The sequence below is a fragment of the Rhodopirellula sp. J20-39 genome, from assembly GCF_057365095.1.
Genome location: NZ_CP195123.1, coordinates 1710334 through 1736813 on the forward strand (window position 1 = coordinate 1710334; position 26480 = coordinate 1736813).

18 protein-coding genes are annotated in these 26480 nt (G+C 55.4%); 8 read left to right on the forward strand and 10 right to left on the reverse strand.

Translation table 11 applies throughout. The features are described from left to right. Position 1: 1 nt before the first annotated feature. The gene (locus ACR3ZL_RS06135; protein ID WP_486173288.1) at positions 2-1270 is read right to left on the reverse strand and encodes a nucleoside monophosphate kinase; all 1269 of its coding nucleotides are present in this window, start codon (positions 1268-1270) and stop codon (positions 2-4) included. A 401-nt stretch (positions 1271-1671) separates the two neighbouring features. Continuing rightward, a complete protein-coding gene (locus ACR3ZL_RS06140; RefSeq protein ID WP_473648768.1) occupies positions 1672-3573 on the reverse strand; it encodes a hypothetical protein in 1902 nt (633 codons plus the stop codon). 256 nt (positions 3574-3829) lie between these two features. Here ACR3ZL_RS06140 and ACR3ZL_RS06145 point away from each other — a divergent pair, with 256 nt between their 5' ends. Then, entirely contained in the window at positions 3830-4816 is a 987-nt protein-coding gene (locus ACR3ZL_RS06145; RefSeq protein WP_473648767.1) for a TIGR03009 domain-containing protein, read from the forward strand. Positions 4817-5399: 583 nt separating this feature from the next. Then, positions 5400-7484 (forward strand): POT family MFS transporter, encoded by a 2085-nt coding sequence (locus tag ACR3ZL_RS06150; protein WP_486173289.1) that lies wholly within the window; start codon positions 5400-5402, stop codon positions 7482-7484. Between the two features lie 57 nt (positions 7485-7541). Here ACR3ZL_RS06150 and ACR3ZL_RS06155 read toward each other — a convergent pair whose 3' ends face one another. After that, a complete protein-coding gene (locus tag ACR3ZL_RS06155) occupies positions 7542-8840 on the reverse strand; it encodes a TolC family protein (RefSeq protein ID WP_473648765.1) in 1299 nt (432 codons plus the stop codon). 426 nt (positions 8841-9266) lie between these two features. Here ACR3ZL_RS06155 and ACR3ZL_RS06160 point away from each other — a divergent pair, with 426 nt between their 5' ends. Next, positions 9267-10640 (forward strand): DUF6666 family protein, encoded by a 1374-nt coding sequence (locus ACR3ZL_RS06160; RefSeq protein WP_473648764.1) that lies wholly within the window; start codon positions 9267-9269, stop codon positions 10638-10640. A gap of 63 nt (positions 10641-10703) precedes the next feature. Here the strand turns inward: ACR3ZL_RS06160 and ACR3ZL_RS06165 are convergent, their stop codons facing one another. Together ACR3ZL_RS06165 and ACR3ZL_RS06170 are read right to left on the reverse strand one after the other, a co-directional pair. Next, entirely contained in the window at positions 10704-13412 is a 2709-nt protein-coding gene (locus tag ACR3ZL_RS06165; protein ID WP_486173290.1) for a glucuronate isomerase, read from the reverse strand. Between the two features lie 87 nt (positions 13413-13499). Then, positions 13500-14489: a 2-dehydropantoate 2-reductase gene (locus ACR3ZL_RS06170; protein ID WP_473653388.1), complete on the reverse strand. Its 990-nt coding sequence runs from the start codon at positions 14487-14489 to the stop codon at positions 13500-13502. A 297-nt stretch (positions 14490-14786) separates the two neighbouring features. Between ACR3ZL_RS06170 and ACR3ZL_RS06175 the strand changes: the two genes are divergently transcribed. After that, on the forward strand, positions 14787-16529 hold the full coding sequence (locus tag ACR3ZL_RS06175) for a hypothetical protein (RefSeq protein WP_473648762.1): 1743 nt from the start codon (positions 14787-14789) through the stop codon (positions 16527-16529). 85 nt (positions 16530-16614) lie between these two features. Beyond that, positions 16615-17025 carry a hypothetical protein gene (locus tag ACR3ZL_RS06180; RefSeq protein ID WP_486173291.1) on the forward strand — a complete coding sequence of 137 codons (411 nt, stop codon included), beginning with the start codon at positions 16615-16617 and terminating at the stop codon, positions 17023-17025. An 87-nt stretch (positions 17026-17112) separates the two neighbouring features. Here ACR3ZL_RS06180 and ACR3ZL_RS06185 read toward each other — a convergent pair whose 3' ends face one another. Continuing rightward, the gene (locus ACR3ZL_RS06185; RefSeq protein WP_473648760.1) at positions 17113-17679 is read right to left on the reverse strand and encodes a GNAT family N-acetyltransferase; all 567 of its coding nucleotides are present in this window, start codon (positions 17677-17679) and stop codon (positions 17113-17115) included. A 349-nt stretch (positions 17680-18028) separates the two neighbouring features. On the opposite strand from ACR3ZL_RS06185, the gene miaA reads away from it, so the two are divergent. Further along, a complete protein-coding gene (miaA, locus tag ACR3ZL_RS06190) occupies positions 18029-19033 on the forward strand; it encodes a tRNA (adenosine(37)-N6)-dimethylallyltransferase MiaA (protein ID WP_473648759.1) in 1005 nt (334 codons plus the stop codon). Positions 19034-19051: 18 nt separating this feature from the next. On the opposite strand, the gene ACR3ZL_RS06195 is transcribed toward miaA, so the two are convergent. Both ACR3ZL_RS06195 and ACR3ZL_RS06200 read right to left on the reverse strand, forming a co-directional pair. Continuing rightward, on the reverse strand, positions 19052-19720 hold the full coding sequence (locus ACR3ZL_RS06195; protein ID WP_473648758.1) for an RNA polymerase sigma factor: 669 nt from the start codon (positions 19718-19720) through the stop codon (positions 19052-19054). A gap of 355 nt (positions 19721-20075) precedes the next feature. After that, the gene (locus tag ACR3ZL_RS06200) at positions 20076-20429 is read right to left on the reverse strand and encodes a hypothetical protein (RefSeq protein ID WP_473648757.1); all 354 of its coding nucleotides are present in this window, start codon (positions 20427-20429) and stop codon (positions 20076-20078) included. A gap of 685 nt (positions 20430-21114) precedes the next feature. Here ACR3ZL_RS06200 and ACR3ZL_RS06205 point away from each other — a divergent pair. Beyond that, positions 21115-21747, forward strand: coding sequence for a ComF family protein (locus ACR3ZL_RS06205; protein ID WP_473648756.1), 633 nt, complete (start codon positions 21115-21117; stop codon positions 21745-21747). A 463-nt stretch (positions 21748-22210) separates the two neighbouring features. Further along, on the forward strand, positions 22211-23263 hold the full coding sequence (locus ACR3ZL_RS06210) for a DUF502 domain-containing protein (protein WP_473648755.1): 1053 nt from the start codon (positions 22211-22213) through the stop codon (positions 23261-23263). A gap of 161 nt (positions 23264-23424) precedes the next feature. On the opposite strand, the gene ACR3ZL_RS06215 is transcribed toward ACR3ZL_RS06210, so the two are convergent. Then, positions 23425-24765: a two-component system sensor histidine kinase NtrB gene (locus ACR3ZL_RS06215; protein WP_473648754.1), complete on the reverse strand. Its 1341-nt coding sequence runs from the start codon at positions 24763-24765 to the stop codon at positions 23425-23427. Positions 24766-25078: 313 nt separating this feature from the next. Next, on the reverse strand, positions 25079-26455 hold the full coding sequence (locus ACR3ZL_RS06220) for a beta-ketoacyl-[acyl-carrier-protein] synthase family protein (protein WP_473648753.1): 1377 nt from the start codon (positions 26453-26455) through the stop codon (positions 25079-25081). Between the last annotated feature and the right edge of the window lie 25 nt (positions 26456-26480).

A 26480-nucleotide genomic window follows, 5' to 3' on the forward strand; every position in this document is an offset into this window, starting at 1 on the left:
GCTAACGACCGCCTCGCCGAATCTCGCTGCCTTCGAAGCGAACTTGGAAGCGGAAGATTTTCTTCGTCTTGCAGGTGATCTTGCCGGTTTGCAAGTCGAAGTGGTCGGGTGTCTGGGCGAGATTGATGTTGGCGACCGCGCGGAAACCACGCTCGGCGAAGATGTCAATCACCATGGCTAGCACGAGCGGGTTATCGAAAAGCGGGTCTTCGCTATTGATGATCGATAGTCCGGCGATGGCATGTCGCTGGACGATGGGAACGAATTTGTTTTCGATCTCATGAATGACCTTATGAAACAACTCAGTGTGTTCGAGTTGGTAGCTGTCGAGTCGACGGACCAGTTCTTGCCGAGCGTGAACGCCGAGTTCGGTTGCCAGTGGAAGCCCCCGAACGGCATCATAGGTTTCTGGATCGAGTTCCAAAGAGGACTGGTAATCCAGTTCCATCCGGATCTTGCGTTCGACTTCGTCGATTGATCCGTCGGCATCAATGAAGTGGTAGTGGTAGATCTGCTTCAGCGATTGAAGTGCATCCCAGGTTTTTTCTTTGAAGACGCGATAACGACTTTTAGCGGCGATCGGATCGAGGTCGGTTGCCCGCAGCTCGATGATTTTTCCGTCGCCTTCGCGTTGGACGCGTTCGTTGTGTTCGGCGATCATTCGCCCACGCAACAATTGTCGCTCGATGCTGGTCTTTTCATCGATGAACAGCACGACCGCGTGCACGGTCGGTTTGCGGAAGTTGATCGCCAGCGGAGTCGTGTGGTATTCGCGGTACAATTGGTTCATCTTCTGAACCAGCAGGTGGAGGCATTCGACCTGGACGCGTGTTCGAGGGAACCCGTCCAGAATGCAACCGTCGCGATATTCTTCTTCTAGCAGTTTGCGAAACAGGATGCCGACGACTTCGGTGTCGCCCACCATTCCGCCGGCTTCTTTGATGCGTTCCGCTTCAGGTGTGTTCAGTAGGTCACTGACGATGATTGGCGGACAGGTCAATCCGCGGACCTTCGAGATGAAGTTACTGTTGGTTCCCTTACCGCTGCCGGGAGCACCGCCCAAAAGAATCAGTTCTTTGGTGAACCGCAGGTTTTCGTGGCCAATTTCTTCTTCCAGGTCGTTCCACACCGTATTGAAAATCACATGGGCGTCTTTGACCTCAAGGTCCTCGACCCCAGGACTGCCCGCGGCATGAACGGCTTGGTCGGTGACCAGGCGGGATGCTTCACTTTCAACGGTGTCCGTGGACGCGTTTGGAATTTCAGGCATGTGATCGAAATCAGGAGACATCGGCGTTCGGACCAAGCAGGGTTCTGAAAGCGGTCAAAGACCAGCAACAAAGCGTAAGCTGACGCAATGATACTCACTGGCACCAAGCCTCGTACCCCCTGGCACGGTCCAGGTGCCCCAGTGCGACAATCTAGCTAACCCAGCAGGATAAGCCGGGGAACGGTGTTTTGTGGCTTAAACGGTTAAGCGTTTTAACCGAGTTGTGCGTTAGCTGCGATCGGTCTTCCGTTCGGTGCGATTGCGGTGCGCATTGTCACCACTGCGCTGACGACGTTTCGTCGATGACCGGCTCGCGCACGGCGTAACCGGCGGAGAAGCGAAGCCAAACTTTGGGTATACGGCTAGGCCGATTTCGGCTGGCTGATTATTGAGCCGGCGATCTAACGTTTGATTTCGAACTTGATCGTGGACTGCCCGTACTTCTTGCCGTGCAGGTCTTCCATGGTCAAACGCAGTTGGTATCGGCCCGGTTCAATCCCGTCGGGCAGGTACATTTGGTAGGCGACAAAGTAATCGCGTAGCTGGTTATTAGAGACCTGGCGATCTTCGGGAAGCGATTGGCTGGACACGCGTCTGCCGTTGTTGTCGAGCAGGTCATAACTGCCCTGCAATCGGGTTTCGAAACCGCCATCAGCTTTTGCGGAAACAAAATTTTCGACTTCGCAGTACAAGATGACTTCCTGGCCGGCGACGAAGCGACGGTTAGGGAATGGTTTGACTTCACCGTAGGCTTCGATCTCGGTGCAGAACTCAAGGCCGCGAACTTCGAGCGAGTCACTGGCAGCGGCCAAGTAGCCAGTCGCCTTTCGCATTTCGGGAAGTGCTGAACTCAGACGGCGGCTGGCGACCGGATGGCCGTTGGGGTCGATGATCGTCCACAGACCACGCAATTGATGACGCAGGAACTCTTCTTCTTCACGTGACAAACCTTCTAGCTTTTCGACGGCCCGTTCGGGATCCCCAGATAGAACCATCAGGTGCCGAGCCATCACCAACCGGCGATGGCGGTTCGCTTCGCTCTCACCCTCGGTTGCTGTTTGCAAACGAGCGACCAGGGCATCGAACAACTGGGCATCGGTGAGTTCACTGGCCGGATTGCCAACCGGTGCGACATCGCTGGCGGGAACAATTGAATCAGCCGCGATGTCGTTGGCGACGTTATCGCTGATCGCGACGGTTTCGGATCCGGAGTCATTCGCTGCGGGTGGTAATTGCATACCGGCTTGCGAAACTTGTGTGTTCGCCGCGGCAGTGGATTCCGCCGACACAGTTTGGATGTTGTCGGATTGGTCGTTGAACTGGACGTGAGTGGGGGCACTCTTCGCGATTGATTGTTCGATCATCGAAGATGCCGACGTGGAATCTTGGGACTGAACCGATTTGGACAATTCTGAAAGAGCTCGAGCGATGGTTTCGTTCGCGTTCTTGGCGACAGCGTCATTGCTGACGGGGGGATTGTCGGCGGCGGCAGTCGCACTTGCCGTTGAAGGCTCTGGAGTGGTGGTATTCGGTGTGGTGGACTGCACTAGCTTGGTCGTTGTGGCCGCGGCGTTAGTTGGATCGGATGTGCCAGTCGGATCCTGTGCGGCGGGTGAGGACGCACCGATTCGTGTGGGGCTTACGCCACGGTCGATTACCTCATCCGGTAGCTCGGGAAGGGAGTCCATCGATGCGGCCAATACGGCCTCGATGCCCTCGGGGTGTTCGGTTGGTTTGGCTTGCTTTCGGGACATTGCAATCAGTCGCCCTATCGCAGCCTTTTGAACTTCAGGCGGTGCGTCACCCAACGCGCTGATCAGTTCAGTCACGTCGACGCCGTTGTATTGCTCGGGAAGGTTGAGCTGGCTGATGACCTTTTCAGCCGACGGTGTGGTTGCGATCGGTTCGGTCGCGGTGGTCTGCTGAATTTCGGGGGTTGGATTGGATTCGGTTGGTCGGATGTGCGACGCAGGCCGCGCCTTCGTTTCCTGTGAAGTTGGGTCGTTGGGGTCGACCGCTCGTTTAGCAGTCGCGAGTCGTTGTTGAACTGGTGCGATCGCGGTTTCCGGCGTGGCCTCTTGGCTGGTGACTCTCACTTGACCTTCCATCCCGCCGATGGCTGGACCGTGCATCGATGGCGGCGAGCCGTCCATTTGCGAGCGGGATGCCATGGGCGAAAAGAACCGATTCCGCTGGCAGCCCACGTTCGTACTTAGCAGCGCCAAAATGATCGTCGCGGCAGTCGCTGACCCGCGGCGAAAAGTGGCGGGCAACAAGCACTGAAGTGAAATGGTGAGGGGCATAACGCATCCTTGCGAAATAGGTCGGGGGTCGTCTTGGAACGAAAAATCCCTACGGAAGGCGATCTCGACAGCTAATACCGGATGATGCTTACAAAAAATCCGCCCTCGGTGGCAACCGCAGTCTAAATCCAGTGTTTTTACCGATTTTGGCCAAATACAGATTCGGACTTTCGATCGAAGGCCCTCATTTTGTATCGTGCGACTCAACGGATATCGCGGAGCTTCCAATTCCCCCCAAATTCAGTGAGCGTCAAGGATGATGCGTTTGAGTCAGTTCAGTCAGTCAACTTTATGGTTGTCCAGCCAAAAGAGCTTGATTGCCGCCACCTTGTCGGTTTTTGCCGTCGGAATTGCGTTGCTAACCGCGAGCCCTGTTGTTGCTCAAGCACCCGGCACGCCGTCGAACGCTGCGATACAGAATCCCAACGCGGCCCCGTTCCCACCACTCAGTGCGGCAGAACAACAACGCCTCGATGCGATGTTGACGGCCTGGGAAACTCAAAGCAACGGCACCAAGACGCTGGAATGTCAATTCCAACGTTGGCACTACGATCTATTCGCTGCACCCGCGGGTGTGCATTCCGAAAAAGCACGCGGTGTCATTAAGTACGCGTCGCCTGACCGAGGTCTATTCAAAGTCGATCAAAAATTGACCTTTGATGGCATGAAAGAGGGCAAGCCGCAGTACAGCGAAAAACCAGGCCAGTTCGGCGAGCACTGGGTGTGTAACGGAGAAGAGTTGCTGGAGTTCGATCACAGCAAGAAGGAATGCAAGGTGCAACAGTTGCCACCTGAAATGCGTGGACAAAAGATCTTCGAAAGTCCGCTTCCGTTCGTCTTCAACCTCGACGCCAAACAAATCAAAGAACGCTATTGGGTTCGCCAAGTCCAGGCTCCTAAGCCAGGCATGATGTTGATTGAAGCGTACCCAAAGCGTCAAGAAGATCGTGCTCAATACAAGCTGGTTCAAATCGCGCTAAGCCAAGACACTTTCTTGCCCGAAGCGTTGTTGATGTACGCACCTAACTTCAACATCAAGACAGCACCGAAGTGGGATCACTACGAGTTTGTGGACATCAAACGCAACTCGATCTCGCAAGGCTTGTTGAATCGATTCATGAAGACATTCATCGACGAAAAGCCACCTACCGACTGGAAGGTGTTTCGTAACCCGTATCATCCGCCTGGACCGCCTCAAATGGCCGAGCGCCCCACCGCTCAGCCTTTGTCGAACCAGCGATAACAAACGAGCGACGATATCGAGTCGTAAGTCGAGTCGTCGGGAATCGTTTGTGTGAGAGAATGGCTGGTCGAGCCGAATGACCGGATCGATAACGTGGGCTGGGGAAAAACTCTGCCTTGGTACCAGATTCCGCCTCGGTATACGGGCGACGGACATCGATTCAGACGGATGGTTGTGATCCAGACGCCTGTGCCGGGCCTGTTGCCTGCTCACCCATACACTGCGTCAAGTTCGCACTGCGGCAAGTTCGTCTGGCTGAAAAGATCGTTGCTGACTGGGCAAGATCGACGATCTTCCGGTGAGCATCCGGTGGCCGCACGCTAGGCCTGTCTGAGGTGCGGGATGCACGCCGTTAAGGCGGCCCATAGTGGTTGCCCTGGCCGAGCGGGGTTATGGTTTACGCTCTCATTGAGCTTCCCCCAAGGCTTTTTTCGGGTGGTTACGGATCACCCGGATTGATTCGCTTTGGTCGCAATATGGACGCAGTCAATTCGTTGGAGCCCTGGAACTGGCAGGTTGCTAGTGCTGCTGGGCTGCTGTTTGTCTGCCGCGATCGCCTCACATGTATTGAAAGCCGCAATTGATGTCATCGTCCAACGCAGAGACGCCTGCAACCGAATCCAATTCGCCTGAATCCAGTTCGTCTGTATCTGGCGCGGCCGAGGGTCACGGGACCTACGCCACCGCACCGTCGACATCTTCTAGTTTGCCCGGTGGGATTCCCTTCATCATCGGGAATGAAGCAGCCGAGCGGTTTAGCTTTTACGGCATGAAGTCAATCTTGACGATCTTCATGACGGATTACCTGCACTGGATGACGACCGCACCGGCAGGCGGCGGAATGAACAAAGCCGAAGCGATCGAACACTATCACACGTTCACCGCGTCGGCGTACTTCTTCCCAGTGCTCGGCGCGTTGGTCGCCGACATCTTCTTGGGGAAGTACCGGACAATTCTGTTCCTGTCGATTGTCTACTGCATCGGACACGCGGCGTTGGCGTTCATGGGATCGCCGGGAACGAGCGCGGGGATGTGGTTGTTCGCCGGATTGCTATTAATCGCGATCGGAAGCGGTGGGATCAAACCTTGTGTGTCCGCTCACGTGGGCGATCAGTTTGGTAAAGGAAACCAGCACCTGCTAACGAAGGTGTATCAGTGGTTCTATTTCAGTATCAACTTCGGTGCGTTTCTATCAACGTTGTTAACACCGTGGTTGCTCGAACACTACGGACCGCACTGGGCGTTTGGTATTCCAGGTGTTTTGATGGCACTGGCGACGTTCCTGTTTTGGTTGGGGCGTAACCGCTTTGTTCACATTCCCGCTGGTGGAATCCAGTTCATTCGCGAGACGTTCAGTTGGACTGGAATCTCGGCGATTTTGAAGCTGAGCATTATCTTTTCGTTCGTCGCTGTTTTCTGGGCTCTGTTTGACCAGACCGGTTCTTCATGGGTTTTGCAAGCGAAGAACCTCGACCGAAACTGGATGGGTATCGATTGGTTGGAATCTCAAATCCAAGCGATCAATCCAATTTTGATCCTGACCCTGATCCCGGTCTTCCAGTTCGGAATTTATCCGCTGGTGGACCGCGTTTTCACGTTAACGCCGATTCGAAAAATCAGCATTGGTTTGTTCGTGATGACGGGCGGCTTTGCCATTGTCGCTGGCTTGCAAGAATTGATCGACGCCGGGCAAGAACCCTCGATTTCATGGCAGTTTCTAGCTTATGGCGTGCTCACCGCCGCGGAGGTCATGGTCTCGATCACCTGCCTCGAATTCGCTTACACGCAATCGCCCAAAAGCATGAAATCGATGGTGATGGCGGTGTTCTTGTTGTCCGTCTTTGTAGGCAACTTCTTCACCGCGATCGTGAACCGCTTCATTCAAACGCCTACCGTCACTGCATTGGTTGGCGAAGGCGTGGATAGCGATGTGCTGGCGAAGGGTAAGATTGAAGACAAGCTATTTCCAGCCGAAGTTCGGGAAGCAGCCGAAGGGCAAGAGGGCAATCAATTGATCGTGCTAGGCCCCGATGGCAAGGCGGACACCACCGATGATGTGGTGCTTTCGCTGGATAAGGACGGCCAATTGCAGTCCGTTGATAACGCATCACAAGAAGCGTTTGGTGAACTCGCCGACCAGATCGAAGCCGCGTTCTTTGCTCAAGCAGATAGCGATGAAGCTTCGTTGCCAAGCGTGGACGCGATTAGCGATATCGTGAAAGACGCGACGGACGCCCACGGTAACCCGATCATTTACAAATTGGTTTCTCGTGATAGTTACCAGTTGTATTCCGCTGGTGCTGACAAGGTTGACGGAACACGTTGGGATGAAACGCTGACCGGCTCACTGGCCCGGGCTCAGTCCACGGAAGACGCCGCTGAAGCTTCGGGCGAGCCCTACTTCAATTGGCTCGAACGCCAGAAGATTCTGTTGAGTTCGGCTGGTGATCCGGCCAAAGCCGACGAAGTTCGCCAAGAGTTGTTGGAAACTCGTGACGGTGGCGTGACGACCACGTTTTCTCGCGACTACGCGATCGGCGGGCGTTTGCTACTAGAAGGAGCCAGCTACTTCTGGTTCTGGACGAAGTGCATTCTGATCACGGCGATTCTGTTCGTGCCGGTTGGCTACTTCTATCGCGAAAAGACTTACATCCAGGACGCCGTGTAGTTTCACGGCGTGGATCGCAATCGGGTGGCAGTTCGTGCTGAATTGCGACCCATTGCGTTAGGGCAGCGGCATGCTGCGGGCGTGATCAAGGTCGTCCATGGCAAGTGCCAAGTCCTTCTGCATCCCGATTCGCTTGCCGTGCAGTTCCAACAGTTCGAGCTCAACGAGTAGATCGCTGCCGGCGGGAGACTCGTCGAGCCGGATAGCACCGCGGGTTTGGTCCAATCGCTCGGTCATCAAAGCGATTCGCTGATCGATCAGCTCAAGCCTTTTGTTGGCCGCACGAACATCTAAAACCGTTTGCAATGTCTCGTTGCGGATGATGATTTGAAGTGACTGGTAAAGCTGTTTGCACTGTCGCCGCCGCTCGTTCAGGTCATTGTCCGATGGATCATCTTTCATGCATGAGAAGAGGCCCTTCGCAGCGGTGGCGAGCGATAGACCCGCACCAGGGCTGACGATTCCCATCAGCAGACGGCCTGCATCAATGTTGCAGGCGTTTAGATCGCGGCACAAGATCGCGACGGCTTGCAGGTCGTGACGTTGAGCGAGTGCGGTCGCCACCATTTCGCCCGCCACAACGCTGGGAGCTCGGTCAGGAAGCGGAGCAACCATGATTGCCATAGCGACTTCGGCTTCGTCTCGGCCCGTTAAACGCGACAATTCCTGGCGAAGTTTCAAGGCGTTGAAACGCTGTTGGGACTTCAGATCCAGCAGTTCCAGCCGAGCTTCGCGTAGTTTGAGCGGGTCGCCGTCGGGCAACTCCAACCGCTCGGCTTCCACGGACATCGCGACCAGTCGATCCTGCATGGCGATCGCTTCGTCAATCTTGGCTGCGGCTTGGGTTGCCGCAATCAGCTTGTGATAGGCCACGATGGCGTGAGCGGCATCGTCCGCTCGGCGTGCCAAAGCGACTTCGGTAAGGACGTTGCGAATCAAGTGAGCGGAACAGCACGCGTCTTTGTCTTTCGGATCGACGCTTCGCATCACCGCCTGGATTTCCGATTCGATCAACCGTCCTTCGGGGGATCGCTCGTACGCCCAGTGCATGACCTGTGACGCTGTATACGTGACCGCCACGGGGTAGGCAGTTTCACTGACCGATTGTTCCACGACGCTCGAACCCGGTTGGGCGAACGGAGGGAACGAATCGGGAACTGGTGTCCAGCTATCGTCGTACGTTTCGCCGGTTTGGATTTCGGTAGCGGAAGTGGCTCCGACCCAAGTCAACGCCTGGTTTAGCTTTAGCGTTCGGCCCAGTGCCGCAGCGGTGCGGGGCGCGGCCAGCCAAATTCCGGCGCCCGGCATGGCGATGACCAACAGCCCAATCAATGCAATTCGCAAATGACGATTCATGCGACTGATTGACCTCCGATGACTAACGAGCTGTCGCAGCTTGAATTTTGCCCCGCCTGGATGGCGTTTTTTGAAGGCTGGAAGCCGTCGTTGACAGAGTGAAACTCCGCCGGTGGGCTGCCAAACCGGTATGGCTCGTCAAATTCAAACACTGCCGAATCCATTCGGCATCACGCACTTGACCGTTCTAGTACGCGGTTCCTCTTTCATCGGAACAAGTGATTCATGCGGTCAAACAAACCACCCCGGTTCGGATTGTTCAGGTCCCCCGATTAGGACGGCGAGATAAACTGTGACGATTGCAGAGGATTTGCTGATGAGAGAGGGTTTGTCGGTCCGATAACTGATTCTGGTCCCGGTACCTGTTGATGCGATTGATGCGTTACTCGTGCCTGGGAATCAATTCCATCTCCATTGGACGAAGTCATGACGATTATCCCTTCGCTGCGAAACCATTCAGAAAACCGGTCAAGCATTCGCAGCCGATTCGTAGTGATCGCGGTTGTTGTTGCAGCGATCATCGCAGCGGACGATCGAAGTTCTTCCGCTGACACGCCAATTCGTTTGAAGCGAAGCCAACCTGTTCAGCGAATGGTTTGGTCACCTTCACGAGTCGATGCGGACGCCAGTGCGGTTGCCGATTTTGAAGAGGCGGCACCTACGCAGTCACGACAGACTCAACCCAGTTCACGCCGGAAGTCGGTTGCGAGCAACTCGGGTTCCCTGATCCAACAAGTTGGATTCCTGGAAGACTACGGCACATGCGGTCCGGTTTGTGATTGCGGCCATTGCGATGGCGGCTACATCGCGGAACCTGCGTGCGGGATGGAATACGAAGTCAGTTGCGGGATGGAGCCTGTATGCGGTGCCGAAACGTTTGGCGGACCTTGCGGCTGTGACGCTTGTTCGGGCGTTGGGATGGGCGGTTGTGATGGATACGATTCAGCTTGCGAGATTGATTGCTTTCCGCTGTTTCTGCCAATCTTACGAATCGATTGGAACCGCTTTGAATTTTTCTTCGGCAGCCAGGCATACCACAACCCGATGAACGACCCCACCACAGGTGCGGCGAGCCAAACGGACAGCGGCAGCTTTGGTTTCCATCAGGGCTTCAACGAAGGACGGAACCTGCGTCCTTGGTTGGGTGCAGACTTGTCGGCCCAGTTCGGTTTGCGGGCAACCCAAAGCAACCTTCACGGTGAAGACTTCACCGGCGAAACTCGAAATCAAATCTTCTTAACTGGTGGCTTGTTCCGCCGAGTCGACTACGGCTTGCAGTACGGCGTGGTGCTTGATTACCTCAACGAAGACTGGTACTACCAAGCTGACCTGTTGCAATTGCGTGGGGAAGTGAGTTGGAAGATGTCGGCATGCCACAACTTTGGCTTCCACTGGATGGCCGGGGTGAGCAATGAAACCGTCGATACCAATGTGACCGATGATGCGGGTGCGGCATTCGTGGGCTCCGAAACGATCGAAGCGTCCAATCAATACCGAGCGTTCTATCGTCGCTTGTTCGGCAACACCGGCGAGTGGACGTCGTACATCGGTGGGACCGACGATGATCATTTCATCTTGGGAAGCGATATCGATGTGCCGCTGAAGTCATGCTTCTCGATGCAGGTCAGTTCCACCTACTTCTCGCCCGGCGATGAAGGAGCCTTGGCTGACCATGTTTCCGAAGGCTGGAACTTAGGAATCAGCGTTGTGTATCGCCCGGGAGCAAACCATCCCGCCAGCCGCTACCGTCGTCCAATGTTCGACGTGGCTGACAATGGCTCGTTCTTCGTCTTCCGCTAAGACACGAAAACAATCACGGATAGTGAGCTGATTGCTGGCACTGGAGATTCTCCAGTGCAGGCGTTAGCTCTTCTCTTCTTCCGTTTCGTCGTCGTCTTCCAGCCAATCAAGATTGAACTCATCGGTGTCCAACACGTTGGAAGACGGGGCGTCGGACGAGTCCGCGGACTTGGGTAACGCAGTGCTGCTGGGTGAAGGATCCTTCGGAACCTCAACTCCCAGGTCATCGCCACTTAATCGCATGCTTGCGGTCGCTTCATCGATGGGATCGGCTTCGATCACCAAGTCATCATCGCTCGTGTCCGTGACATCCAAGTCCATGACATCCAAGGACGCGTCACCCGATTCCTCGCTAACGTCGGATATGTCGACATCTTCGGCGGGAAGTTCAGCAATGTCGTCCGCAGACAATTCTTTGCTGGAGTCGCCTTTGTCTGATTCGACAACAACCGCTTCTTCCACCAAGCTCATCTCGTCGTCTCCATCATCTGATGAATCGATGTCGAAGGTGAACTCACCGGTTTGCGGATCCGCTTTCAACTGAAACGACTCTTCGTCGGGCGAGAACGAAGTGTCGCCACTGAGTTGTTTGATTTGAGGTGATTGGGCCGCATCGTCGCTCGAATCGGCATCGTCGCCAGACAAGTCGCCAACGTTGAGTGGTTCATCGTCCAGTTCGGCTTCCAGTGCGCTACCGTCCAGTACGGCGGCGCCCGCTGGATCAATCAGCTCGACATCATCGAGATCCAATTCAGCGATCTCGTCGTCGTCGGGAAGTGCGTCGAGTGAATCCAGAACGCTCTCTTCGGCCGATGCTTGTTCGTCGATCACTTCGACTTCGTCGGTCGCGTCGGATGCATCAGGTTCGTCCACGGTGTCGCTGAGTTCTTCGCTGGCTTCCGTTTTCGGCGAGTGATGTTCGTCAATCACGGTGGCCGCGGCTTCGGTTGGCAAGTCGAACGTGGTGATGCTGGATGCCGCGTTATTGGTCAGGTCGCTCATGTCATCGGCTTCCTCGTCCAAGTCATCGGTGACGTCGACGCTTTCGCCTAATTCATTGACTTCGTCCTCACCGAGTGTGTCCTCGTCCCGTTGCGAAGATCCACCTGGCTCAATCACGACGGTGTCGAATGAGTCTGACGAATCGAGAAGGTCGGCATCCGATCCTGAATTCTCTTGCGACTCTAAGTCGTCAAACGAGTCCTGCTGATCGACTGGGCTTTCATCGCCGGCGGTCAAATCAGGTTCGTTGTCGTCTGTCTCTTCGAGGATGGCGGGCGGTTCAATTTCTTCGATTTCGTCGTCGTCAGTACCGAGACCTAATCCTGTCGCGATCGCGCCAAGGGTTGCTGCGGAGCCAGCGGCGGCTACCGAGCCAGCATCCGAAATCGCTCCTGCGATACCCAATCCCCCATCACCGATCTCTTTATCAGATCCGTCTTGAGGTGTTTCCGAGGAAGGCTTCCCCGGACGTGGGAAGATCTCTTCGGTGTTGTCCTTGAGGACTTGGCGACCCAGTTCAACCGCCCGTTCAATGCTCCAGCCTTGGTCGGCGACGAACCGATCCGCCAGAACGCCGGCTAGCATCTTGCGATACATGTCGAACTTCGGCCACACGAATTCCAATTTGTAGGCATCGCTGTAGTAGCCGATCATCTTGGTTCGTGGCACCGCTTCAAGGCGAGCGGATAGGTCGTGCGTGATGGTCGATGGCGTGTTGCTGTACCACCAATGTCCGTTGGGATAGACGTTTGGGAAAATCCACGCGTAGCTAACCAGTTCTTGGTTGGTCACGCTGGCCAGAACCGAAACGGGGAACTTCACATCGGGAAAGGCGTTAAACAATTCGCGGTACTGGATCAGCGACACGCGTGAATCGTAGAGGTCTTGGCCTTGGAAAACGCCTTCGGGGTAGACCTTGCGATTGACTCCGATCATCAGGTCAAACGGCAAACCAAACTCATCGCATAGTTCCGCCAGTGTCCAGAACACGCGACGTCCTAACGCATCTTTGTCATTCGCTTGGCTGGTCAAACCATTGCGAAGGACCGCGTCGAGTGCTGTTGATGCTCGCCCATCGGCGACCGGGGTGGGAGTGAAGTGCGGCGGCAGCGAGATCGCGCACGCTCGTGCACCGCGACTGACGAAGTGTTCGAATCGTTGACGAAGACTTGCACGTAGAGTCGATAGCGAACCGTCCAGTTCGATTCCTGTGCACGCAGCCAACCGTCCGCGAACATCGGGATCGGCCAGATGAAAGACCAGGTCGTCGGTTCGCAAACAGGGGATGTAACGATCGGTGTCGAAGCCCGCTAAATCGTCGTCGAAGTCGTTGGTCAGGAAAACGGCTTCCACATTGCTTTGGTCCAATACCATGTCCGGCCACTGAGCCGACGACATCACCGCTTCGCTGCGATCGTAGAGTGCTTCCCAGTTATTCAGGTGCAGTTTGTCTTCGTCGAATCCGAAGAACATCTTGCAGATCGCGATCAGCCAACTGTATTGGACCGTGTTTTCGAGCGGTGCTAGCCCGCCGACGAGACGCTCGACCAGCTCTTTCGGGCCGATCGACTTGTCTTCGATTCGCGACTTAGGCATGCCCGCTGAGTGGGCAAGTTCGGTGTAGTAGTGGTATCCGAGCAGATCCGCCAAGGTGGTCGAGGCGGGAGCGTGGGGATTGATGTGGGTATGCGGATCGATCAATCGCAATTGAGCGAGTTCTTGGTAAATTTCAGTGCGACTGTTGCCGGGCTGCTGAAAATGGTCCGTCATATCTAAGTCAATCACGCATGGGGAATTGGTCTATCTGCCAGGCATCTAGGGGGGGCAGCCCAGACCGGCAGCCCACAAGATAATCGCTCAGCGGTCTCTTTTCGACGCCGTACCTCGGCGTGAATCCAAAAATTGCAACTGTTGGCACAACATGGCCACGCTGGGCATGACTCCTGCGACTGCTGGATCGATGGAATTCTCGCTGGCCGGGGAATCCGGTATGGAGGCTCCCGATTCCGCTGCCTCGGCTCGCACGGATTGGGCGACCGACCGGAGCGGATTGCCGAAAATCGCCTTAATTTCCATCGCTCGACCGGCCAAATAATCTAGCCGCATGCTGCTGTCGTAGGGAACCATCGTTTCGGTGTGCTCGATAGTTTGGGCAATCGCGTTGGGATCGATTGTCACCCCGCACTGCGCCGCACCACGGTGAACTTCCCGAATAATGGTCTCGACCAGAGATCGTGCGGCCGGCGTCTGGATCAATGCATCGGTCGCCGCATCCAGCACCACCGATAGTCCGTTGAAGGGAATGTTCCACATCAGCTTGCGCCATCGGGCGGCGGCCAGATTATCAGTCCAGCGGGCGTCGATGCCCGATGCCGTCATGTCGCTCAGGATCTTTTGCCCGACATTTTGGGGCGGGAGAGCCCCCACGAATTCATAACGCCCGAAGACGATTCTTCCATAATCCAAGTGGTGAATGTGTCCTGGCCCGACTTTGTTGCTGCATAAGAAACAGCATCCGCCAAGTATTTCGTGACGATGCTCTTCCCCGGATTGCTGTAGAACGGAAACGCAATCCGCTTCCACATCGAGACCGTTTTGCAGGGTCAGGACCACTCCATCGTCAGCGACCACCTGCGGCAGAAGATCCGCCAGCAGACCGTTATTGGTTGACTTCATCGCCACGATCACAACATCGCACCGTGGCATCTCGGTGACGTTTTGATAGACCTGGGGGGATTTTAAAATGAAGTCGCCACGCACGCTGTCGATGCGAATCCCATGCTCGCGGACATGGTCGTAATCCGAATGCAGCAGGAAATGAACATCGTGGCCGTGGTGAGCCAGCATGCTGCCGTACAAACCACCAACCGCACCGGAACCAATGATCGCGTAACGCACTGTATCTCTTTGAATGAAGGGGCTCGTCGACGAACAACCACGATCGCGACGATCGATCTCTCAGCCGTTCACGCGAGTGATTGTGTGGCGAACATTGCGTGTGGTGAGCATTGTAGGGATTCTACCAAACACGACCTCGCCATCGAGGCCGTTCACTACCTCTTTTGGAGTACGGCATCGAATATGGCGCCAGTCGTACACTAGGTTTAAGTTGTCACGCCTAAAACTTATCGCTGTCAGCTTCCTATGTCGCTTGAAACGAGCTACCAAATTCTTGCCGCTACGACTCACCCCGAGTCGGTGGGAGTGCTATCCCGTGGCGCAGCATCAGAATTTCCTGAAGTCCAGAGCCGCTGTTACCGGACACTCGCCTATCGCAACGACAGTGCCTCGCACGATGTCGTGCTGGATCGCTGGTCGACTGATCGCAAATTGATCATCGAAGCGGTCAACCAGTACGATGGTGGGTTTCCAGCCGCCCCGCCCAAGTCCAACAAGTTGCAATCGCAACCAAGTTCGAATCCAGCCACAAGCAAGACGAGTTTGACCCGCGATGTGGATTGCCCGCTTTTTCAAACGGTGATGCAGCGGTTGGATGGAACGGAAGCTAACGAGAAAACGGTTCAGACCGCTATTGAAATCGTGTCGGCGTTCGAATTGCGCGACGCCCTGCCACGCTTGATCGCGTTGTCGACTTCGCATTCGTCACACTTAGTCCGCGAAGCGAGCGTTGAGGTCGTTTTGTCGATGGCCCAAATTTGGGGCCGCGAGGCGCGACGGAACTACGCCGACCAACGGGTTGGCCCGGACGTGGAACGCAAACGCATCGCTGTTACTACGATGCTTTTGAAAACGCTCGTCCAGTTCCAATCGCACCGTCAAGAAGGATTGCTCGATGCATTCTTGGTGCTGGTCACCTGGAATGATCCCTGTTTGCAATCGACGCTCAATCAAGATACTCCTTGTCGCACTTTGATCCTGCGACGTTTACGAAACAGTCGCCGTCAGAACGTGATGGAACTACTGGCCGGATTCTTCCGGCGTCGTGCTATTCCGGATTGTGTGCTTAGCCTATTGCTGCAACGCAAAGATGCGACGTACCGCGAATCGCTGCTGCAGATGATTTCGGCATCACCCGCCGCTGCAACCTTAGCGAACCTGAAGGAATATGGTCTGCCGGATTGTTTGCGTGGTGGAGTCGCGATGCTGCGTGAACTCGGGATCGATCGAGATGCCGCGGTGGCGCACGCGTATTCGACGGCGATGCAACAAGATCCCGAAACCATCGCAGTGTTATTGGAAATTGTTGACCGACATCGAGATCGGATTGCGGCTCTCATGGCTACCACTCCGTCCGGCGGGCGGGCCCGTCAATCTTCCGATGACGTGGTCGATAGCGTGGCGATCGCATTGTCACGTTGCGAATGTCCGAGCATGAGTTTTTGGCTGGATGCTTTTGAAAGCCCTATCATGGACGGGAACATCTACAGCGAGCTTGCTCACGAGGATTCGCATAGCGATCGGGCGGCCAAAATTTGTTTACGTTTGGTCGAACTATCGCAAAGTGATCTACCGGCATTTTCCAAAGCCGCAGTTCGCTTATTGAGCGAGTTGACGATCCAGAAAACGATTGGTGCATTCCCCAAACTTTCCCAACCGAAAAAACTACGGCTAGGTCGTGCCTTGATGCAAGTCGACTCCAGCACTTTGGAGGTAGTCAAAGATGGGCTGCGACATGCCGTTATGCAGCGACGGCTCGAGGCGATCGAGTTCACACAAACATTGGGTTTGGTGGATTTGATGATTGAACCTCTGGCCGCGATCGCTCGGACCGATCACCAAACCGCCCGAATCGTAGCCGTTCGAGCCCTCGGTGCTTCTCAAGGTGAAGTGTCAGGCGAATTGCTTAAAGAGCTTGCTGGTTCCCAACAGGGATCCCTTCGCGATGCGGCGATGGTGGCAATGAAAGAGCGAGGCATGTCGGTATGAAAATCGATTGCACGCTAGGCACGCCTGACTTGCCAACGAACACAACACGAGTTTCGAAAACAAATTTGCCTCGAAGGCGGTCGTCATGATTGGCAATTCGTTCGCCATCCTCGCGGTCACTCACACCAGTGATCTCGCTCCCGAATTTCGCGCCCCAATCGAGTCGTCGGGAATCCCCATATGGGTTTATCTCGTTGCGGCTTGTGTCGTTGCCGCATTGGTAGCTGGCTACGTCACGATGACACGCATGCGGGTGCCAACGCTTTCCAACGCCGACGAACTCACCTTGGAAATGTGTCGTGCGCATGGAATCGGTATTCAACACCGATCCGCGTTGGAACAGGTTGCCAAACTGGCGGATCTGGAGCATACCGCTGACTTGTTCTTGTCGCCGAAACTATTCGATCAGGCTGTCTCGAAGGCAGGCCAAGCCAAGCGACTTCGCGGCGGACAACGCGGTTTGATCTTCGAAGCACGCCAGTGCATCTTCACCTAACGGCGGGTATTGAACTAGCGGAAATGGATCGCTAGTTCGCTAGTTCGATCGGCTGCCGGCGAGCTGTGTCCTGCGGTTGCGGTGCTATCAAGCTCCCGCGACTTCGCACGCCTTGTAAACCACTTGAGCACGGCGGAAGCCAAGTTGTTCATACAGGCGAACCGCGGAAGTATTGGCGGTCGTCACTTCTAAGTTCATTCGAGACAACCCAGCGGCTTGAAATCCGGTCGCCGCCCGCTGCATCAGCAATCGGCCCAGACCGCGACCACGATGTTCGGGAATGACGCCTAAGTTCTGGATCGCTCCCCAACCGTCCTGTTCAATGCCTTGCACGGTTGCGACCGGCATCGTCCGTCCACCGGGGCGTTCTTGGTATCGAACCAACCAAGTCGCACCAGGTACGAATGTCGCTCGTGCCGAAATCTCTCGCATCAGCATCAGGCACCCATCGCGACGTCCCAGACAAGGGAAAACGTCAGCGTCCATCTCGCGACGAAAACTCTGGAACTTGGCTTGGGCGTGTTCACGGATAAGCCCGTCGTCGAATCCGACTAACGAATAGCCCGATTCTTGAAGTGCGTCCAGGTCCCACGAAGCGTCAAACGAATCGAGCTTCAGTTCCATCCGGTAGCGTCGAAAGTAGGTCATGCCCATCGGCGAAACTCTTTAAACGGGTAGAGGGAACGGGACGAAAACCGAAAGCCAAGCTGTGATGATGATTGGTGAAGCGGAAGTTCAGTTTAGCTAACTTGCCGTGGCGATGCTGTTGGTGGTCGAAACGGCCGCCGGCAAGTTCACGAAGAGCTGATCCGAACGATGATTGGATTGGGGGACACCCTTTACAGGTTCCCACAATGACCGGCAACATACTATTCTAACACCTAATCGCTCCTTTGGCGGGACGCTTAGATGCCCACACTGGCTGCCTTTGCAGCGTGGACCGCCCCCAGTTTTACCTCTTCCGACGAGGTTGCCACCCTCAAGTGAGTCTGTTTTTAACGTGATGACGAGTTTTCCGCCGCTGTTCAACCGCGTACTCGCGCTAACCGGGCCAACCGCATCGGGAAAAACGGAGCTCAGCCTACGCGTCGCCGAGCGGATTGCTGAAAACGGCTCGTCGGGGGCACTCGAAATTATCTCGCTCGATTCAATCGCGATCTATCAAGACATGGACATCGGCTCGGCCAAGCCATCGCGAAGCGAACGCCAACGAGTCCCGCATCACATGATCGATGTTGTGGAGCCTAGTGAAGAATTCAGCGTTGCTGCATATTTGACCGCGGTGCATCAATGCGTCGCCGAGATCGAAGCCCGCGGAAATCGAGCGTTTTTCGTGGGGGGCACACCGATGTATTTAAAAGCCATTCTGCGAGGGTTTGATCCGGGGCCCGCAGCGGATGAGGACTTTCGGGCCGCCGTGCTGCAGGATGTCGAAAAGTATGGCGTTGAGGCGCTGCGTCATCGGTTGCAACAAGTTGACCCGCTATCGGCATTGCGGATCGATCCATCCGATGTGCGGCGAATGATCCGAGCCTTGGAAGTAAAGCGTCAAACGGGGATTCCGATGAGTCACCGGCAAACTCAGTTCGATATCGAAAATGATGCGAACGACGGTTTTGTCTTCGTTTTAAAAACGCCTCGAGAGGTTCTGCATCAGCGTATCGAACTTCGCGTGCAAAACATGTTCGCCAACGGGTTGGTCGAAGAGGTGCAGCAGCTTTGTCAGCGATACGGGACGCTTTCGAAAACTGCACGAATCGGAGTCGGCTATCGCGAGATACTCGATGCGATTGAAAACGAAGGCGACGATTTCGATCGACAAGCCGCCGCTGAACAAGTTCTCTTTCACACCCGGCGGTTGGCTCGTCGCCAAGAAACTTGGTTCCGCTCGTTCGGCGAGATTCGGCCAATCGAAACCCATGTCGAAGGCCAAGCTCGCGACATCGACGAGTTGGTTGATGAAATCACGTCGGCGATCATTCCGTCGAGCGTGAACCCGACGGAATGAACTCTGCCAACGGACTATCTAAACGGCTTGGCATACCGGAATGTCCACGTTGCGAGTGGGCATGGGGACGGTGGCCGGAAAGTCGTTCTTCATCGTTTCAGCCAATCGCTTTCGAGCGGTGTGCAAACGACGCTTGATCGTTCCCACGGGTGCTTCGAAACGATCACTCATTTCGATCAACGTTTGTCCTTGCAAGTAAAACGCTCGCAAGGTTTGCTGATCCATTTTTCCAAGTCGCGTCAAACCCATGCGAACGGCATCGGCTTGTTCGCGATCTTGCGCAACGTCGTCCGGTGACGCGTCATCGGCACAGGTTGCTTCCAGAGTTTCTGGATCGCAAGCGACCGACAATCGTCCTCGCGTGACACGGTTAATTGCCATGCGGTGGACGATTTGACGCAACCAACCTCCGAACGCTTCCGGGACTCGCAATTGATCCACCTTTTGCATCGCTTGGATGAAAACGTCTTGAGCAAGTTCTTCAGCTTCGTGAGCGTTTCGGACACGACGCATCGCGAGCGCCACGATGGCGGGCTGGTATCGTTCAAATAGTTCGCCCATAGCATCACGGTCGCCTTTTTGAGCGAGCATGACCAATTGAGCCACCGTCAAATGATCCAAGCTGGCGTGAGCCTTGGTCGCACTTGTGATGTGGCGAGCGAGCGTGTTGGTGTTGTTGATCGTCATGATATATTTCTCCCCAAAATCGTTCGGGAGTCGGATGGCCGAAGCCAGCCTGCAATCTCAGGCTGACAACCGGGCATCGGTTGTATTCCAGTGGGTGTGATTGCCAGCCACTCGCTTCCTTTCGGTCATGCCGTCGGACGTCAAAACGTGCGAAGGAATGTGCCTAAGGATTCTGGAAAACTTCCGCCGATCGCCATGGATCCATCGGAACGACTGAACGCCGATCCAAGACCTATGTGCTGGGCTAAAAAGTTCTCACTTCAGGGCGCGAGGAACTTGCTACGGTTGGACGGCGTTGACGAATGTGTCGTCGTTACCGTCTTGAGGCAGTCGTGTGAAAAACCAACAAGGCTTTTCAGTTGACGCCGAATTTTGCGAATCGAGCACCTACCGCTCGTTTAAATGATCGCGGACGCCACGGACACGTTTGGTCCGCGGCATCTCTGGCATTCGCACCATCACTGGTATGGAGAGGCTTTCCAAACTCTTTCATCGCTGCGGCAATGGCGGGGGCCGACATAGCGGACCCCGATATTGCATGTACCGGGACGACCTTGACGGTCGCCGGCATGAACGCGACGTGGGCACGACGGAGATACTCACCGGTGAGGCATGCAATCTCTGTTGAGATCCACTCGAAGCGATTGCGCAGAAGGCCGCTGATGCGGGTGTTGCGAATGTCGTTCAATTTGGAAATCAAAATTTGCATTGGATCCTCCCGGCACCGTATATCCGGCGCGGATTTGGAAGCACATGTTAAAAAGACTGCGACACGAACCTGAAAAGGCTCGCGAAGCTGATGACTTAGAACCTTATTTCAGCAGAAGGTTCGCGTCAGCACAAAGTAAATCTGTAAAATTTCGGAAATGTCTTCTTCACCCGCATCCGAAACGTCCGCCTCTGAACCGAACGGGCCCACGTCCCAGCCGATCGGGCCGGAATCGTCGTTGGTTCGGAACACTTCTAAGCACCCGGCAAAAACGTCTGCTTTTGCGGAATCTTGGAAGCAACACTGGGAATCGTTCTCCGCAGTGCTTTTCCCGCCTTGTTGTGCCCTTTGTGGCGAACCGGTCGGGGAACTGTTCCAGTCACCCTGTATCGATGAGGAATCCGGTGCTGAGCTGGATCCCAGTACGAAACCGGATTTAGGAAATGGAATTGCGGATCAAGCAAATACTGGTGAAGACATCAAGAGAATAGGCTCGCGACAAGTGCGGGTATTCTGCCGAGGGTGCGATACGGCGATATCCGAGTCTCGCAGGATGATGAAAAACGCCTGCTATGCGTGTGGTTGGCCGATTGTCCAGCAAATTCCTCGTATGGGATCCACGCACGTTGAACCTGATGAAACGGAGGATCTAGCGACAACTCTTCCTTGTCCTAGGTGCGCCAGGTTGGAGCAACCGTTCGGATTTCAACGCATCACGCCGCTGTATCGCTATCGCGGTGCGGTCTCCGATGCTGTTGTCATGGCAAAGTATCCGTCCAATGCGACCGCTACCCGTGAACTGGCAAGGCGTCTGGCGGTTGCTGTCCACTCTCGCTGGATGGATCTGAAGCAAGAAGCTGGGGACCTCAAGCCGGCCGAAAACAAACTCGAGCCGGTCACGAATCCCGAGATCCCGTTTGTGACCCATGTCCCCAGCCCTCGTGGACGCCAGGCCCACCGGGGCGGAAGCGGCACACGGCTTTTGGCTCGTTTCGTCGCAAAGGAGCTTGGTTTGCTGCATGTGGATCTGCTGCGAACGACTCGTCCCATGGTGAAGCAAGCCTGGCTCGGGGACGAAGAACGCCGCGAAAACGTGCGTGACGCTTTCGCGATCCAGATTCCTCTGGCCTGGCGTTGGCGAGCGTTTGGGCGGGCGCGGCTGACTGCCGAGTCACTGCTGCGGGATCGGGAGGTCATTTTGGTGGACGATGTCATGACCACCGGAGCAACCGCCAACGAGATTTCGCGGGTGCTGATGCAGGCCGGGGCGAAGCGTGTTTCGCTGGCGGTCATCGCGTTGGCGATGCGGGAACACTGACTCGGCCGAATTGGTCTCACCAGGTCGAATCTGTCAGCTAAACCTGTTGAATTGCGAGCCATGTTGCCGGCAATCTCCCGAGCATCAGGGGAAAGCACTGCCGCGTGAGCAGGGATCGTGAGAAGGGATGTTTTGTGGCCACGGATATATCGTGGCTGTATCGTGGCCGGGAAGACTGCGGAAGTCCTGGATTTTCACCTCATCTGAATGAACTCTTGTGACGGATGGGCCGAATGGTTGAGTAATAACTTCTCTAAACGGGGCTGTTATTACGGGAGAGATTGGTAAAGTGGAGCGTCATCGCAAGAATTGAGGGCAATGACGTTTTTGCGTTCGATATCACGTGCTAAAGTTTCAAGGCGGTTGAGGTCTTTGGCCACTTGATGCCGTCATTGGCGGCAAAATTGCACTTCATTCGCCGATCTGTTTCAAACGCCCGTCGTTCCAACCGCTAGCTTGGCTCATGACCGACTCATCCGCACCACACAGTCCCTCCGCTGACGACACGGCGTCGGACGCGACCGACGCGTCGAAGCGTCACGGGAGTGGTGGCGTTCGACACGCATTATTGCGTGGGCTGGGCGTTGTTTTGCCGCCATTGTTGACCATCGTGGTCTTGATTTGGGCATGGAATGCCATCGAAAACTATGTCCTGCGTCCGGTCGAAAGCGGGATTCGCAGCACGTTGGTGTGGAGTTTGGCTGACATTCAAGACAGCCTGCCGCCCAATGCGATTCGGACAGAAATACCCGCACACGAAGATAACGGCCGTGGGACTCGATCCCCGCGAGGTTTCACTTACAACGGATTGTCCTACGTTCCTGATCCGACCGGGCGGCGATTCCTGCCTGGTTACGTGGTCAAGGAAGTTGACGATCAAATCGATGGTTTTGGCCCCACCGCAGTGCCTCCCAGCACCGCAGCGGCATACTGGGATCGTTACGTGCAATTGCGGTACATGCCGCGATCGGTCGTCGTTCCCGTCTTTTTGATCCTGTTTTTGTCGCTGCTGTATTTCCTGGGGCGACTCTTTACCGGCGGGATCGGTCGATGGGTGCTCAGCACGTTTGATGCGACCATCTTGCGAATTCCAATCGTCAACAAGGTCTATGGAAGCGTTAAGCAGATTACCGATTTTGCTTTCGATGACCGTCAAATCGAGTTCAACCGGGTCGTCGCAATCCAGTACCCACGCGAAGGCATTTGGTCGCTTGGTTTCGTAACCGGCAATTCCATGAAGGAAATTTCCGAAGCGGCGGGTGAGCCCATGTTGAGTGTGTTGATGCCGACCAGCCCGATGCCGATGACAGGCTTCACGGTCACGATTCGGCGTAGTGAAGCGATCGACTTGGACTTGACCATCGATGAAGCGATCCAGTTTGTCGTCAGTTGTGGTGTGGTCGTCCCACCGCAGCAGCGTTTTGTGTCGCCACCGGAATCTCGCTCGCCCAAACCAGCACCAACCGCGGCAATCGGCCCGGCCGGGATGCCGAATATCGCTGATACGGTGAACTAGCCGCTTCCGCGAATTTCGCCGAATGCGTTGAATACTGATGCGTGTGCTAACAGGAGTGTTTTCGCACGCTCGTTGTCTTTGATCTTGCTGGTTTTGCTTGCGCTGGCAGAGATCAACTATCTGCCATACAGGGCTTTTGTCGTCGCCCGATCTACGGCGTGTCAGTCCATTGGAAGTAAGACGGTGAACGTCGTGCCGTTGTTATCGCTTTGAAAGTCGATACTGCCGTCGTGTTGCCGGATGAACTTGTCGCAAATCGCGAGCCCCATTCCGGTGCCTTCTTGCCGGGTGGTGAAATAGGGGTCGAAGATCTCTGAGCGAACTTCGTCCGGGATCCCGTTGCCGGTGTCGATCACGTCGACGCGGAGTCGCTTGGCCTGGGGGTAAATGTCGAAACGCAGGGTTCCGCCGTCTGGCATTGCTGCGATTGCGTTGAGAGCCAAATTTAAGAAAACCTGTTCCAGCCGACTGGCGTCCGCCGGAATGGTCCCCAACATCTCCTTGGGCATTTTGACCTCGATCGAAATGCCCTGTTGTTCGGCTTGGGGACGGAGCAATCGGACCAGTTTCTCGATCAGCAGGGGCACATCGACAGGCAATTTCCCCAACGCCGTAACCGATGCATAGTTGCGGAAACCGTCCAGGACGTTGTTAATGCGGGACACTTCGGTATTTAAGATGTCGAGCAGTTCGTCGACCTCGGCGTCGTCGTTTTCTTGCCCGATTCGTTCGCACAAGAGTTGAATGTGCAGTGAAAGTGCGCTTAAAGGGTTTTTGATTTCATGCTGCAAACCGGCGGCAAGGGAACCCAGACCCATGTAGCGTTCCATCCGTCGCAAGCGTGCTTCGATCAAGGCTTTTTGGGTCACGTCGCGAACATGGAAGACCATCCCTAATTGCTCGTTGTTGCGACTGTGCAGCATCGTGCAACCCGCCCGCAGCGTGCGTGTGTGGCCTTTGCGTTCGATGCAGTAGTCGCGATCGCGAATTGGTTGATGGAACGTGCTGATTTCCGCACAGATGGAATCGAGCAGGGAATGTTCTTCGGAAAGTTCGGACAACTTCATCCCGGTTCCGTCGCCGCTTAATTCAAGCAGCTCTCGGGCACTCGGGTTCGTGCTGGTCACGACTGCGTTGCGATCCGTCGTGATCACTCCCGCATCCATGCTGGCCAGGATATCGGTCGATAGAACTCGCATGTCTTCGAGAGTTCGTTCACTGCTCATGTAGCCGCGAATCACCATCGCGAATGCAATCGCCGCGGCGATGATGTTAAGCACCAATAGGACCGACAAGCTGCCCTGTAAACTGAGATCGCCGGACAATTCATTGGCGACCTGCAGATCACTCTCAGGCAAATGCTGGATCAGGCGATCAACAATTTGCTGTTCTCGACGAACGTTCGACAAAACCCACGCGGTGGCCGAAACCGCCATCAGGCTTAGTAACGCCAACCCAATGGCAAACCGCCGAATCCCACGTCCATCGTGCTTGTCAAACATGGCTGCCTTTCAATCGGTTTGGTGAAGGGCCTCGTTCGTGCTGGACCCGCTTACGCCGAGTTTCGGCTCAAAGTGACTCACCGCTGAGCGTTAACGCATCGTCTATTCGATGACGCATTGTTCTCTCGATGATAGAAAATGAACCAGATAGAGTGTAGCGATTCAGGCTTCTGGGTAGTGGTTAGTACCGGGCAGTCTTTGATACCAGACAGTCTTTGATACCAGACAGTCGTTGATACCGGGCAGTCGTTGGTAATCGGCACGTTCTAGTGAAGTCTGCGAATCCTGGCTGCAAACCCTTCGTCTGATTACTCTACGACTTGCGAATCCACACGGCCGAGGATTGACCTTGAGGGGTGACGTTCACGCTGATGAAGCTATCGCCAGCGGGAACCGAGTTTCCTTGAACCGCGTTGATTGAACACTCGCTGGCCAATTGGTCTAGGTTGCGAATCGGGAACAGGTCTGCACCAAGACTTTCAATGCTGCTGATGATTTCAACCATGCCGCTGCCGGCACCTAGGTTGCCGATGTGTCCCTTGGCGGTCGTGATCGGTGGTTGGGAAGTCACATCGCCAAAGATCTCGTTGATTGCTTCGGCTTCGTCTTGGTCCATGCCCACGTCGCTAAGGCCGTGTGCGTGGATGTGGCCGATTGGTGTTTCTCCATAACCGGCGGCTTTGGCTGAACGCATTGCCGCACGGATCGCGTTTGCGATCGCAACCTTCAGTGGACGCTCGCCGGCGGCGGGGCCCGTAGCGCTGGTGCCGTAGCCAATCACTTCGCCGAAAATCGTTGCACCACGGGCTTCGGCGTGTTCGCGAGATTCACAAACCAATGCCCCGGCACCTTCGCCCAAGACACTGCCGTCGCGATCCGCATTGAAGGGACGCGACATCTTGCTGGGGTCGGCACAATCGGCGGCCAATTTCTCTTGCATCGAAGCATGCAGCGTTCGCAGCGTGTGGATTCTTGAACCGGTGGCGCCGACCACCAACGCATCCGCGTGGCCACGCATGATGGTCGAGACGGCTTCGGCGATCGCAGCACCACTGGATGCTTCGCGAAGCGTGATTGAATTGTTGGGCCCACGTAAATCGTTGAAGATCGCAATATGCGAAGCGGGCATGTTGGGCAGGTACTTCAACAACCACAGCGGGTTGACTTTGGGGAGTCCCTGTTCGCCCCATTTACTAAAATCGAATTCACCGTCGGTCGTGCAGGCGGCGATGCCTTCGGAATATTCATCCGGGCAAGACATGATGTAGTCACATCCATAAACGACACCGGTCCGGTCGCGATCAAACGCTTCTGGGCTGAAGCCGCAATGATGCAGTGCCAATTGAGCGGCAGCGACACCCATTTCGATTTCGCGGCACATCACTTTGCTGCCCTTGCGGATCGTTCGCTGTAGCGACTTTTCCAACGGGCCGTAGTCGTTGATGTGTCCGGTGAACGAGACCGCTTCGGCTCCGTGACTGACCGAAAAAGCGTTGGTCGGTACCTGGGTCAGTTCACGAATACCGGATTCGCCCGCACGCAGCCCGCTGATGAGCTCGCTAGGTGAATTGCCAAGTGGGCTGACCACTCCTAAACCAGTGATAACGACGCCACTCGCGTTCGGTCGCAACGACGAAACGGTTCCCGACTGGGGGGCGGTGGATGGATTTTCGGATTGAGAGGCGGGCATGAATCACGACGCGGCGAAAGAGGCG